The sequence below is a fragment of the Microbacterium trichothecenolyticum genome (genome assembly GCF_030818955.1).
GTDB lineage: Bacteria > Actinomycetota > Actinomycetes > Actinomycetales > Microbacteriaceae > Microbacterium > Microbacterium trichothecenolyticum_B.
On record NZ_JAUTBF010000001.1, the window covers coordinates 160,343 to 173,538 of the forward strand.

A 13,196-nucleotide genomic window follows, 5' to 3' on the forward strand; every position below is an offset into this window, starting at 1 on the left:
CCTGAAGGAAGGACGACGGAATGAGTCTGGCCCCCTGGCTCGACGGTGAACTCGGTTATCGAAGTTTTGGCACTCCCGGCGCGCCGCGCGTGGTGTTCGTGTTGCGGACCGGAGATGTGGCCACCACCGACCCCGACACCCGGGTCACCTCGGGATTCGATGTACGCATCGTCGCCGTCGGACTCGACGCTCCCGAACTCGAAGACCCGCCCGTGTTCGGCGGTCAGACCTCGGCGGGTCTCACCGTCGAGGCCCTGCGCGCGCTCCTCGACCGCGAGGCGCCGGGGGCGAAGGTCGGGCTCGTCGGGGAGCGCGCCGCGGGCCCGATCGCTATCTACCTCGCAGCGGCGATGGGGCCAGTGGTCGATCGTCTGGTGATCGTCGGGGTCGAGAGTCCTTCAGATCCGCTCAGCCGCGACCTGCGCACACCGCTTCTCGACCATCTCGACGCCGAGGCCCTCATCATCGTCGGTGGCGCGGGCCCCGCCGGCGTGGCCGACGCCGAGTGGTACCTCGAACGCATGCGCGCGGCCGAGATGGAGGTCGTGCCCGACGCCGAGATCGGCTCGGTCAACGGCCACGTCACACTGACGTCGGTGTGGGCCCGCGCACTCGCCCACGCGGCTCCCGGTGCCGAGCGTCGCTGAGGCCAGTGGTGGGGGTCGCTGGTGCAGGTGGGAACTGCTCACGCCGGTGGGCGCTCGCTGACGCCGGTGCCGCCCACGCGGTGCTGCGCGCCCTCGACGCCGGTACGGGTCCCGACATCGGCCGCAACGGGCGGAGCGCCCTGTGGTCGGTGCGCTCGTCGAGTCTGAGCCGACCGACACCGGCGCACGGCGCCGCTGCGCCGCGGACGAGCGCGCGATGGTGACACGTCAGCCCCGCGTCACGGCCTTCACCTGCACGACGTTCGACTCCTCGTCGACCTCGACGTGGTCGGTCTGCGCTTTGAGGAAGTCCGAGAAGCTGCGGAACCCGAGTGACTTCTCGCTGAACGACGGGTCGAGACGCTTCATGAGGTCTTTCACCGCTGAGGCGTGCAGCCACTCGCCGTCGGCGCGCTCTCCCTCGAGCTGCATCGCCCGGTCGAGCAGGTCGACCGCGGGGTCTTTCGAACGCTTGCGGGCACGGGGCCGCGAGGGCGCGGCATCCTTCTTCGTCTCGGCCAGGTTCGGGATGCCGGGAAGCGAGTCGTACGCGTCGAACCGATCGCAGGCAGCGGCGAGCGACTTTGCCGTCGATCCGGCCACACCGACGCCCACCACGTAGCGGCCGAGGCGTTTGCAGCGTTGCGCGAGGGGAACGTAATCGCTGTCACCGGCGACGATGACGACGTGCGTGAGGTCGGGCAGGCGGAACATGTCTTCCACGGCATCCACGGCGAGGCGGATGTCGGCGCCGTTCTTGGCATATGCCGCTGCGGGAAACAATTGCACGAGGTCGACGGCGCGCGCTACGAGCTGCGAGCGGTATTCGGCGTTGACGGGCGACGACCAGTCGGCGTACGCACGGGTCAGCACGAGGGTGCCGAACGATGCCGCGTAGTCGATGACCGCACCGACGTCGATCGTCGCCTTCGTCAAGCGCTCGGCGATCTCGGGGTCGATCGGGTTCTCAGCGATCTTCTGCCGGTCGCGTGAGTAGGCGTTGCGTCCGTGCACGCGGTCGTACCACGACATGACGATGTTGTCGAAGTCGAGGTAGACGGCGACACGGGCGCTCTGCGTTTCGGGCATGGCATCCAGTCTCGTCGGTTGCGGCGGTCAGGGCCAGTCCGCCCCACCGGCCCGATGCGGCTCCCCGCCGTGGCGGCGCCGATGCCGCCGCCCGCCCGGGCGGGGCGTGCCGTTGGGCGGAGTCGGGGGTCGACACGCCGGTGTGGGTGGTGGGGTTGTGGGTGTGTCGGATGGGGGTTCCGCGGGACGGCGCGGGCTGGGTGGATGCCGACGCGCCGGCTCAGCGCTCTCCGGGGTAGACCACGCCGATCTGGCGTCGCACCTCGTCGAGCACGCCCATGATCGCGACGGTCTCGTCGATCGGGAGCACGTCGCTCGACGTCACGCCGGCTGCCACGAGACGCTCGGCGGCGAGGGCCTGGAACTGCATGCCGCGACCCTCGATGTCGGTCGTGAATTCCTCGGCCACCTCGTTGTCGGGCGTGATCACGCGGAACGAGGTGGGGGTGTACCAGACGCGGTCGATCTCGATGCGCGCTTCGGTGCCGACGATCTGGGCGGTGTTCGCGCCCGCGCCGCGCGACGACGACACCGTGGTCGACATCGCTCCGCCGGGGTGCACGAGGATCGTGGCGACTTCGGCGTCGCTGCCGGCATCCGACAGGCGGGCCAGCGCGGTGATCTGCTCGGGAAGGCCGAGCACGTCGATCGCGAACGAGAGGGGATAGATCCCGAGGTCCAGCAGCGCGCCGCCGCCCAGCTCGAGGGCGTTCAGCCGGTGGGCGGGGTCGGTGGAGATCTTCTGCGTGTGGTCCGCGGAGACGACGCGGATCTCACCCAGCGTCCCCGCCGCGAGGATCTCACGGATGCGGACCATGTGCGGCAGGTACCGCGTCCACATGGCCTCCATCGCGAGCAGCCCCTTCTCGGCCGCCCGGTCGCGGATGGCGGCGGCTTCGGCCGCGTTCAGCGTGAACGGCTTCTCAACGAGCACGTGCTTGCCGTGGTCGAGAGCGAGCAGCGCGTTCTCGACGTGACCGGGGTGCGGGGTCGCGATGTAGACGATGTCGACGGTGGGGTCGGCCGCCAGCTCTTCGTAGGAGCCGTGCGCATGCGGGATGCCGTACTGATCGGCGAACTCCCGCGCGCTGTCGATGCGGCGTGAGCCGACGGCGGCGACGTCGAGACCCGCGGTACGCAGATCGGAGGTGAAGGCGTGCGCGATGCCGCCCGTGGCGAGGATGCCCCAGTGCAGTCCAGTCATGTCTCCACCGTATCGGCGCTGCGCCCTCGCGGGCCGAGCAGCCCGACACCTGCGCGAATAGGCTCATCGCATGACGCCCGTCGAGCGCTTTCGCGAACTGCTGGCCATTCCCACCGTGTCGCGGGCCGACCCCGCCGACGTCGACGATGCCGCCTTCGTGGCGTTCCGCGCGACGCTGGAGAGTCTGTACCCCTTGGTGCACGAGCACCTGGACCGCGAGGTCGTGGCCGGACACTCGCTCCTTTACCGCTGGAGAGGCCGCACCGATGCCGCACCGCTACTGCTCCTCGCGCATCAGGACGTGGTTCCCGTCGACGGTCAAGAGTGGCGGCATCCGCCCTTCGCGGCCGAGATCGTGGGGGAGGGGCCCGACCAGACCATCCACGCCCGCGGCGCCATCGACGACAAGGGCGCGTTGGTCGCCATCTTCGAGGCGGTGGAGCAGTCGCTGGCCGATGGCGCCGTGCCCGAGACGGACGTCTGGCTGGCTTTCGGTCATGACGAGGAGACGCGCGGAACCGGCGCGCAGGCCCTGGCGGCGCTGCTGGCCGACCGCGGTGTGCGTCCCGCGCTCGTGCTCGACGAGGGCGGCGCTGTCGTCGAGGGGGCCGTTCCCGGTGTCGGCGTTCCGACGGCGATGATCGGCGTGGCCGAGCGTGGCGTCGCCACCTTCGACCTCGTGACGCGCGAGGCCGGCGGACACGCCTCTACGCCTCCGGCCCTGCCGGCGACCGCGCGCCTGGCGCGTGCGATCGACCGGCTGCGTCGTCGGCCGTTTCCCCGACGTCTCGTCGCCCCGGTGCGCGCGATGCTGGCGACGGCCGCACCGCACGCGGTGGCGCCCTATGGCGCGGTGTTTCGGCGGGCCGGGCTGACCGCCCCGGTGCTGATCAGGGCGTTGTCGAGCCTCGGTCCCGAGACGAACGCTCTGGTGCGCACCACCGCCGTGGTGACGCGGCTCGAGGGGGCGGCGGGTGAGAACGTGCTGGCCACGACCGCGCGCGCGAGTGTGAACGTGCGCCTGTTGACGGGGGAGACGCTGTCGGATGTCGCGATCCACCTGCGTCGTGCGGTCGCCGACCCCCTCGTCGACATCGAGCTGCGCCACGGCGGCGACCCGTCGCCGGTGTCGCCGTGGCGAGGCGACGCGTGGCGGCGGCTGGCGAGCGCGGTGACCGCCACTCTCGGCGCCGATGTCGTGTCCCTGCCGTATCTGCAGCTCGGCGCCAGCGACAGTCGGTTCTACACCGGACTCACCGACGCCGTGTATCGCTTCGCCCCGTTCCACCTCACCCGCGCCGAGCGCGATGCCCTGCATGCGCCCGATGAGCGTGTCCGCGTCGAGGTGTGGCTGCGCGGCATCCGGTTCTACCGCGCCCTCTTGGTGCCGCCGTCCCCTCCAGCGGCATGACGCTCTCGCGTCGGCTATCCTCGTGTGACCGGTCACGCAACAGCGCGTGACCGACGCGATCAGGCGGGCCATGAGCGAGACCGAGATTCCGGATGCCGCGGGGCGTGCCCCGAGTATTCGCGACGTCGCCCGGCTTGCCGGGGTGTCGTACCAGACGGTCTCGCGCGTGATCAACAACAGTTCTCAGCTGCGCCCCGAGACCGCGGCCCGGGTGCGGTCGGCCATCGCCGAGCTGAAGTTCGTGCCGAATCAGGCCGCCCGGGCCCTCGCGACCAGTCGTACCCGGCTCATCGGGGTGCTGGGGTCCCCGCACGACGACGCACGGCGTCTCGTCGATGGTGCAGGCGATCGAGTCCGCGGCGCGGGCGGCGGGGTATCGGTTGACCGTCACGAACCTCGCCACCAGCGCCGCCGACGACGTGCGCGCCTCGATCGACCACCTCATGCGGCAATCGATCGAGGGGCTCATCGCGGTGGCTCCCCAGACACGGGTGCTGCCCATCCTCGACGAGCTCAAGCTGCCCGTCCCGGTGCAGATCGTCGCCTCCACGGGGACGGCCACCTCGCACAATGACCAGACGGCCGGCGCCCGGGCGGCCGTCCGGCATCTCATCGAGCTCGGTCACACCCGCATCCTCCATATCGCCGGCCCGCGCGACTGGGTCGAGGCCGACCACCGCATGCGCGGATATCTGGCCGAGATGGACGCGGGCGACCTGTCGCCGCGCCCACCGGTGTTGGGCGATTGGACGGCGCAGTTCGGGTTCGAGGCGGGCGTGGAGCTGTTGCGTACCGAGGACGCCACCGCGGTGTTCGCGGGCAACGACTATATGGCGCTCGGATTCATGCATGCCGTTCGCGCCATAGGGCGATCCGTGCCCGAGGACATCTCGGTGGTCGGATTCGACGACGTCCCCGAGTCGGCCCACCTCTGGCCGCCGTTGACGACCGTGCGTCAGGACTTCCTCGGCATCGGCACCCGTGCCTTCGCCGACCTGTTGGTGGCATTGGGGGAGTCGGTCGAGGCGGATGCCCGCACCGAACCCGACCACCTGCGCTTGATCGTGCGCTCGTCCACCGCGCCACCGCGTCGCTGATTTCGTCACGTTTGCGCAACAGCGCGGGCGGGTTGCGAAGACGGACTTGACAGCGGCAGCGCCGCGCGGGGTAGCATCGCACACACAATGTGAACGGTCACATGACCGGGCCACACAGCCGACGGGACTCGCTGCGGAGCGGATCCGTCGAGACGAAGACGTTTCGAACGACACGGGCACCCGCGTCGCCGACCGGCTTCGTTTCGCCCCCGAGGCTGTGCGCCCCCGGTGCCGTCTGCAATGCCAGCGGCGGCTCCACGGCGAGACCCCGCGACAGACACCCAATGGAGGGAACCAGAGTGAACAAGCACAGCATGCTCAAGGCGGTCGCGGGAGCGGGCGTCCTCGCGCTCGGCATCGGCCTGGCCGGTTGCGCCGGAGACCGTACCGGCGGCGGCAGCGGAGACTCGCAGGAAGCCGGCGGCACCATCGGCGTCGCCATGCCGACCCAGCAGTCGGAGCGCTGGATCGCCGATGGCAACAACGTCAAGTCGCAGCTGGAGGACCTCGGCTACACCGTCGACCTGCAGTACGCCAACGACGACATCCCCACGCAGGTCTCGCAGATCGAGAACATGATCACCACGGGCGCCAAGGCCCTGATCATCGCCTCCATCGACGGCACCACGCTGACTGACGTCCTGCAGCAGGCCAAGGACGCGAACATCCCCGTCATCGCGTACGACCGCCTCATCAACGGCACCGAGAACGTCGACTACTACACGACCTTCGACAACTACAAGGTCGGCGTGCAGCAGGCCACCTCGCTCCTCACCGGCCTCGGAGTTCTCGACGCCTCGGGCAAGGAGACAGGCGCAACCGGTCCGTTCAACGTCGAGCTGTTCGCGGGCAGCCCCGACGACAACAACGCCACGTTCTTCTGGAACGGTGCCATCGACACGCTCAAGCCGTACATGGACAAGGGCGTCATCACGGTCCCGTCGGGCCAGACCGAGTTCGGCCAGGCGGCTATCCTCCGCTGGCTGCCCGAGACGGCGCAGAAGCGCATGGAGAACATCCTCACCGTCATCGGCGGCACCAAGCTCGACGGCGTGCTCTCGCCCTACGACGGCCTGTCGATCGGCATCATCTCGGCGCTCACCTCGGGCGGCTACTCGGCCAGCGACCTCCCCGTCATCACCGGTCAGGATGCCGAGGTCGGCTCGATCAAGTCGATCATCGCGGGCGAGCAGTACTCGACGATCTTCAAGGACACGCGCGAGCTCGCCAAGCAGGCCGTGACCATGGTCGATGACATCCGCAAGGGCGAAGAGGTCGAGGTCAACGACACCGAGACCTACGACAACGGCTCGAAGGTCGTCCCGTCGTACCTCCTGCAGTCGACCATCGTCACGAAGGACAACTACAAGGAGATCCTCGTCGACAGCGGGTACTACACCGAGGCCGACCTGGGTTGATCCCGCGGGAGGGCTTCGGCCCTCCCGCCCCGCCTCCGCCGCGACCCGACCGGTCGCGGCGGAGGCTCCCGCGGGTCACGCACCCGCCCCACGATCCCGACCGGCGACGCGCCGGTCCTTTCAAGGAGGACCTCGTGAGCACCATCCTCGAGATGCGCTCGATCACCAAGGAGTTCCCCGGCGTCATCGCGCTCGCCGACGTGTCGTTGACCGTCGAGCGCGGGACGGTTCACGCCATCTGCGGCGAGAACGGCGCCGGCAAATCGACCCTCATGAAGGTGCTCAGCGGTGTGTATCCCGCGGGCGACTACCGCGGCGAGATCGTCTTCGACGGCAACACCGTCGAGTTCAAGGACATCCGCGACAGCGAAGCGGCCGGCATCGTCATCATCCACCAGGAGTTGGCGCTCAGCCCCTACCTCTCGATCGCCGAGAACATCTTCCTCGGCAACGAGATCACGCACCGCGGTCTCATCGACTGGGATGCCACCAATCGCGAGGCCTCGAAGCTCCTCGCCCGCGTGGGACTCGGCGACAGCCCCGACGTGCCCGTCAACGAGATCGGCGTCGGCAAGCAGCAGCTCGTCGAGATCGCCAAGGCCCTGTCGAAGAACGTCAAGCTCCTCATCCTCGACGAGCCCACCGCGGCCCTGAACGACGACGACTCCGAGCATCTGCTCGATCTCATCCGGCACCTGCGCGGGCAGAACATCACGTGCATCATCATCAGCCACAAGCTGAACGAGATCCGCGCCATCGCCGACGAGGTCACGATCATCCGCGACGGGCGCACGATCGAGACGCTCGACGTCGCCACCGGCGGCACGAGCGAAGACCGCATCATCCGCGGGATGGTGGGTCGTGAGCTCGAGAACCGCTACCCCGACCGCGACGTCGAGATCGGCGAAGAGGTCCTGCGCATCGAGGACTGGAACGTCAGCCACCCCACCGACGCCGCCCGCACCGTCATCCACAACGCCAACCTGAACGTGCGCGCCGGCGAGGTCGTCGGCATCGCCGGTCTCATGGGCGCGGGGCGCACGGAGCTGGCGATGAGCGTGTTCGGCAGGAGCTTCGGCTCGCGCATCTCGGGCAACGTCTACATCCGCGGCCAGAAGGCCGACACGTCCACCGTGCCCAGCGCCATCCGCAGCGGACTCGCGTACGTCACCGAGGACCGCAAGGGCGCAGGTCTGAACCTCATCGACACCATCAAGCGCAACATCTCGCTCGCGGGCATGCGCAAGCTCGTGAAGGGCGGGTTCGTCGACGGCGACGAGGAGTACCTCGTGGCCAACCGCTACCGCGCCTCGATGAACATCAAGGCGCCCAGCGTCGATGTGGTGGTCGGCAAGCTGTCCGGCGGCAACCAGCAGAAGGTCGTGCTGTCGCAGTGGCTCTTCTCCGACCCCGAGGTACTGATCCTCGACGAGCCGACCCGCGGCATCGATGTCGGCGCGAAGTACGAGATCTACACGATCATCAACTCCCTCGCGGCGCAGGGGAAGGGGGTGCTGGTCATCTCGAGCGAGCTGCCCGAGCTCCTCGGCATCTGCGACCGCATCTACACCCTCAGCGAAGGCCACATCACCGGCCAGCTGCCCATCGAAGAAGCCACCCCCGAGGCCCTCATGGTGCTCATGACGAAGGAAAAGGAAGCCGACCATGTCAGCGCTTGACAACACCGTGACCCCCAAGGGTCCCGCCACGCCGAAGGGTCCCGTCGGCGGCGGCGCCGGCAGCGGTGCCGGCGGCATCGTGCAGTTCTTCACCTCGCGCCTGCGCGAGATCGGCATCTTCATCGCCCTGATCGTGATCGTGCTGCTGTTCCAGGCGCTGACCGGCGGACGCCTGCTCACCGCGGGCAACGTCTCGAACATTATCGTCCAGAACAGCTACATCCTCATCCTCGCCATCGGCATGGTGATGATCATCATCGCCGGCCACATCGACCTGTCGGTCGGCTCGGTCGCTGCCTTCGTCGGTGCCGTGTCGGGTGTGCTCATCGTGCAGTGGGGCCTGCCCTGGTGGCTGGGCATCGTGCTCTCGCTCCTCCTCGGTGCCGTCGTCGGCATGTGGCAGGGCTTCTGGGTGGCCTACATCGGCATCCCCGCGTTCATCGTGACCCTCGCGGGCATGCTCTTGTTCCGCGGTCTGACCCAGATGACGCTGGGCAACACGCAGATCACGCCGTTCCCCACCGAGTACCGCCAGCTCGGCGGTGGGTATCTCTTCCCCGACCTCTTCCCGGCCTCGTCGTCGCCGGCGGAGTGGATCACGGTGGCCCTCGGCGCGCTGACGCTCGTGCTCTTCGTCTTCTCGCAGGTCCGTCAGCGCGCCAAGCGTGCGGCCCTCGAGCTGCAGAACGAGCCGAAGGCGGCGTTCCTGGTCAAGGTCATCGGCGGCAGCGCGCTCATCGCGTACCTCACCTACCTGCTGGGTGTCGCACCCGGCTCGCGCGGCACGCCCATCGTGCTCGTGGTGCTGGCCGTGCTCATCATCGGCTACTCCACCGTCATGAGCCGCAGCGTCTTCGGTCGCCACATCTACGCCATCGGTGGCAACCGCACCGCCGCGAAGCTCTCGGGCATCAACACCCGTCGCGTGGACTTCCTGCTGTTCGTCAACATGGGTGTGCTCGCGGCCCTCGCCGGCATCGTGTTCACGGGTCGTCTGAACTCCGCCGGTCCCGGCGCCGGCAACCTCTTCGAGCTGGATGCCATCGCGGCATCCTTCATCGGTGGAGCAGCCGTGCAGGGTGGTGTCGGCCGCGTGGTCGGCGCGATCGCCGGTGGTCTGGTCATGGGTGTGCTCAACAACGGCATGTCGCTCATGGGCATCTCGACCGACGTGCAGCAGTTCATCAAGGGTCTGGTGCTGCTGCTGGCCGTCGCCTTCGACGTCTGGAACAAGAACCGCACGCGCGGCTGATCCTCACGACACCGCAACGCCCCGTCGCTTCCTCGCGGCGGGGCGTTGCCGTTGCCGAAACCCGTCCGAGGATTCGGGATAACCCGAACACACGCGGGGGATGACCCTGCTGACCGCCGAGGGGCCGCGCTCTAGCGTGGAACCCATGACCACGGCATCCGTTCTCCCGCCCCCGCCGCCGACCGCGTCGAGCGGCGAACCCCGTCCCGCTGCCGCGGCCGGGGCGCCCGCCCTCACCCCCCGTGTGCGCATCGCCTCGCCCGGCCGTGTGGCGGCCGCGGCCGCGCACCTCATCGCCCTCGGTGTGATCGGCCCGACCGTCTTCACTGCGCTGTTCGGCCTCCTCGGGGTCGGGTTCGGCCTGCTCTTCGCCCTGCTCTTCGGGGTGGTGCTGCTCGCGGGTCTCGTCTACGCGCTGTTCGCCCTCGCGTGGTTCGAGCGGGCGCGCGTCGACGGCCTCTACGACATCGGCCTGGCGCCCCTCCGCCCGCGGCGCAGTCCCCGCACCGGCTTCGTGGGCGTGCTGCACACGGTCTGGCTGCAGGCGACCGACCCGGTGCAGTGGCGGGCTGTGGCGTCGTTCGCCATCGCCACGATCCTCGGACTCGTCGCCGTCTCTGCAGCCGGAGCGGTGGCGTGGGGGATCGCGCTGGCGGTCAGCCCCGTGTTCGGATGGTCCAACACCCGGCTGTTCGGGATCTTCCCCTTCGACGGGGCGCTCGTCCCCATCGCCGGCGTCCTGACCACGGTCGTCGCGCTCGCGGTCGTGATCGGCGCCGCTCTGCTGCACGGGCTCATCGTTCGCACCCTTTTCGTGCCCTCCCGCGAGGCGCAGCTCGAAGAGGCCGCGCGGACCTCCGACACCCGGCGCGAGGGTGCCGTGCGCGCCGCCGAGGTGGAGCGCACGCGCATCGAGCGCGACCTGCACGACGGCGTCCAACCGCGCCTCGTCTCCATCGGCATGACCCTGGGCCTGGCCCAGACCAAGATCGACGACGATCCGGAGGCTGCCAAGGCCCTCGTGGCCGAGGCCCACGCGTCGACCAAGTCGGCCATCACGGAGCTCCGGCAGTTGGCGCGTGGCATCCACGCCTCGGTGCTGGACGACCGGGGACTGGATGCCGCGCTCTCGGCCCTCGCCTCGCGCTCGCATATCCCCGTCACCCTCGACGTGCGGCTCCCGCGTCGCTGCACCCGGGCGGCGGAGGCGGCGGTGTACTTCGCCCTCGCGGAGGCGCTCACCAACGCCGCGAAGCACTCCCGGGCGACCGGATGCCGCGTGCACGTGCGCGTGCGCGACGACGGGACCCTGTGGGCCAAGGTCGAGGACGACGGCCTCGGCGGCGCGCGCGTCGTCCCGGGCGGCGGCCTGGACGGCATCGTCAACCGCGTCACCGCCGCGGGCGGGACGGCCCGGATCGACAGCCCCCAGGGCGGTCCCACGACGGTGGAGGTGAGCGTGCCGTGCGCGTCCTGATCTGCGAGGACTCCGTTCTCCTGCGCGAGGGCCTGGTCCGTCTCCTGGCCGACGACGGGCATGAGATCGTCGCCGCTCTCGCCGACACCGACGGGCTGGAGGCCGCGGTGGCGGACACCTCGCCCGACCTCTGCATCCTGGACGTGCGGTTGCCGCCGACCTGGACCGACGAGGGCATCCGCGCCGCGATCGCGCTGAGGTCGCGGCATCCCGGGCTCGCGGTCCTCGTGCTGTCGCAGTACGTCGAGGAACGCTATGCGAGCGATCTCATCGCCGACGGACAGGGTTCGCTCGGCTACCTGCTGAAGGACCGCGTGGCCGACGTCCGCGACTTCCTCGAGGCGCTGGGCCGCATCGCCGGGGGCGCGACCGTGCTCGACCCCGAGGTCGTGTCGCAGCTGCTGACCCGGCGCCGACGGGACGAGCGGCTGCAGAGCCTCACGGAGCGCGAGCGCTCCGTGCTCGCCCTCATCGCCGAAGGCCGATCGAACCAGTCCATCGCGCAGACGCTGTTCGTCTCCCCGGCGAGCGTCGAGAAGTACATCACCGCCATCTTCACCAAGCTGGGCCTCGAGCCCGACGAGACCGGCAATCGCCGCGTCATCGCCGCCCTGGTCCACCTGGGCCACGACCACCCCGGAGCCTCGTCATGACCTCGCCCACCCCCATCGGCACCCCGTCCGCGCCCCGCCGCCGCGGGGCCGCCCTGGCGATCTCGATCACCACGACCGTGGTGGGCGGATGCCTCCTGCTCGGCACGCTCGTCGGCACGGGCCTGTCCGCGGCGGCGAGTCTGCGCGACACCGGCACCGCGTTCGACGGCGGCTCGGTCGCGTCGCGCGGCCTCACCGACCTCGACATCGACGTGGCCGGTGGGGCGCTCACGGTCGAGTACGGCGATGTCGACGAGGCGCGGCTGGACACCGCGGGCCGCGGGCCCGGTGGATGGACGTTCGAGCGCGACGGCGACACGCTGCGGGTGGAGTCGCCCCGCGGTGGTTTCCTGAACGGCGCCGGCGGGGGGTCACACGCGACCCTGGTGCTGCCGCAGGCTCTGGCCGACCGTGCCGTCGACGCCCGGGTCGAGGTCGCCGGCGGCTCGCTCGACCTCGACGCCGATCTGCGATCCTTGTCGATTCAGCTCGCCGGCGGCGAGATCGACGTGACCGGGAGTGCGCGAGACGTCGACGTGTCCGTGACGGGCGGCTCGGCCTCGACCGACCTGTCCGGGGTGGAGACCGCCGCCTTCGACGTGGCCGGCGGCGAACTGTCGACCGAGCTCAGCGGCAACGCGCCGCAGAAGACCTCGGTGACGCTGACCGCCGGCTCCGCCGACATCACCCTCCCGGACGAGGAGTACCGGGTGACCAGCGACGGGAGCCTGGGGTCGGTCGACAACCGCCTGCGCACGTCATCCTCGGCCACCGCGGTCGTCGAGGTCCAGGCATCCCTCGGTCGGGTGACGCTCCGGTCGTGAGCCGCGCGAGGGGTCCTTCCCTATCGCTTGCGGCGCGCCCGAGCGACAGGGAATGACCCCTTGCGCGCGTGGGCGCTGGCGATCGCCGCCAGGACCAGCAGGATGCCGAGCAGCAGCGGTGGAGCGAGCGTCTCGCCGCCGACCGCGACGCCGAGCAGGACCCCGGTCACGGGGTTGAGCAGGCCGATGACCCCGACCGTTCCCGCGGGCAGGTGCCGGAGCCCGGTGAACCAGCACACGAAAGCCAGCGCCGTGGCCACGACGGCGATGCTGACGGAGGCGGCGACTCCTGTGGCATCCACTCGGGGCGGGGGGACCCTCGACGACACCCGCGACGATGACCAGCACGATGGTTTCGCACGCAAGCGAGGACTGGCGACCGGCCTGTCGTCTGTCTTTCGAAGTGCGGGTGTTGTCATCCCTGGACTGGCGGGCGTCCATGATG

At 69.9% G+C, this 13,196-nt stretch carries 12 protein-coding genes and 1 pseudogene; 10 read left to right on the forward strand and 3 right to left on the reverse strand.

The window, feature by feature from the left end:
• Positions 1-20 precede the first annotated feature (20 nt).
• Positions 21-647, forward strand: a complete 627-nt coding sequence (locus QE412_RS00780) for a hypothetical protein (protein WP_307478923.1) — start codon at positions 21-23, stop codon at positions 645-647.
• A 228-nt stretch (positions 648-875) separates the two neighbouring features.
• On the opposite strand, the gene QE412_RS00785 is transcribed toward QE412_RS00780, so the two are convergent.
• Both QE412_RS00785 and QE412_RS00790 read right to left on the reverse strand, forming a co-directional pair.
• Positions 876-1,736, reverse strand: coding sequence for an NYN domain-containing protein (locus QE412_RS00785; protein WP_307478927.1), 861 nt, complete (start codon positions 1,734-1,736; stop codon positions 876-878).
• 220 nt (positions 1,737-1,956) lie between these two features.
• Positions 1,957-2,940, reverse strand: a complete 984-nt coding sequence (locus QE412_RS00790) for a Gfo/Idh/MocA family protein (protein WP_307478930.1) — start codon at positions 2,938-2,940, stop codon at positions 1,957-1,959.
• Positions 2,941-3,010: 70 nt separating this feature from the next.
• On the opposite strand from QE412_RS00790, the gene QE412_RS00795 reads away from it, so the two are divergent.
• The 9 genes and pseudogenes from QE412_RS00795 to QE412_RS00835 all read left to right on the forward strand — a co-directional run bounded on the left by QE412_RS00795 (position 3,011) and on the right by QE412_RS00835 (position 12,751).
• Positions 3,011-4,351 (forward strand): M20/M25/M40 family metallo-hydrolase, encoded by a 1,341-nt coding sequence (locus tag QE412_RS00795; RefSeq protein WP_307478933.1) that lies wholly within the window; start codon positions 3,011-3,013, stop codon positions 4,349-4,351.
• Positions 4,352-4,421: 70 nt separating this feature from the next.
• A pseudogene (locus tag QE412_RS00800) lies at positions 4,422-4,541 on the forward strand (LacI family DNA-binding transcriptional regulator); the annotation flags it as partial.
• 145 nt (positions 4,542-4,686) lie between these two features.
• The gene (locus tag QE412_RS00805; protein ID WP_307478935.1) at positions 4,687-5,448 is read left to right on the forward strand and encodes a substrate-binding domain-containing protein; all 762 of its coding nucleotides are present in this window, start codon (positions 4,687-4,689) and stop codon (positions 5,446-5,448) included.
• A 314-nt stretch (positions 5,449-5,762) separates the two neighbouring features.
• Positions 5,763-6,866 (forward strand): multiple monosaccharide ABC transporter substrate-binding protein, encoded by a 1,104-nt coding sequence (gene chvE / locus QE412_RS00810; RefSeq protein WP_307486948.1) that lies wholly within the window; start codon positions 5,763-5,765, stop codon positions 6,864-6,866.
• 152 nt (positions 6,867-7,018) lie between these two features.
• A complete protein-coding gene (mmsA, locus tag QE412_RS00815; protein WP_307486951.1) occupies positions 7,019-8,545 on the forward strand; it encodes a multiple monosaccharide ABC transporter ATP-binding protein in 1,527 nt (508 codons plus the stop codon).
• The gene (gene mmsB, locus QE412_RS00820; protein WP_307478938.1) at positions 8,532-9,797 is read left to right on the forward strand and encodes a multiple monosaccharide ABC transporter permease; all 1,266 of its coding nucleotides are present in this window, start codon (positions 8,532-8,534) and stop codon (positions 9,795-9,797) included. The genes mmsA and mmsB overlap by 14 nt, the downstream gene beginning before the upstream one ends.
• 145 nt (positions 9,798-9,942) lie before the next feature.
• Positions 9,943-11,274 carry a sensor histidine kinase gene (locus QE412_RS00825; protein ID WP_307478941.1) on the forward strand — a complete coding sequence of 444 codons (1,332 nt, stop codon included), beginning with the start codon at positions 9,943-9,945 and terminating at the stop codon, positions 11,272-11,274.
• Positions 11,262-11,927: a LuxR C-terminal-related transcriptional regulator gene (locus QE412_RS00830; RefSeq protein WP_307478944.1), complete on the forward strand. Its 666-nt coding sequence runs from the start codon at positions 11,262-11,264 to the stop codon at positions 11,925-11,927. The genes QE412_RS00825 and QE412_RS00830 overlap by 13 nt, the downstream gene beginning before the upstream one ends.
• Positions 11,924-12,751, forward strand: a complete 828-nt coding sequence (locus QE412_RS00835; protein WP_307478947.1) for a hypothetical protein — start codon at positions 11,924-11,926, stop codon at positions 12,749-12,751. The genes QE412_RS00830 and QE412_RS00835 overlap by 4 nt, the downstream gene beginning before the upstream one ends.
• Before the next feature lie 20 nt (positions 12,752-12,771).
• Here QE412_RS00835 and QE412_RS00840 read toward each other — a convergent pair whose 3' ends face one another.
• The gene (locus QE412_RS00840; protein WP_307478950.1) at positions 12,772-13,053 is read right to left on the reverse strand and encodes an EamA family transporter; all 282 of its coding nucleotides are present in this window, start codon (positions 13,051-13,053) and stop codon (positions 12,772-12,774) included.
• Positions 13,054-13,196 lie beyond the last annotated feature (143 nt).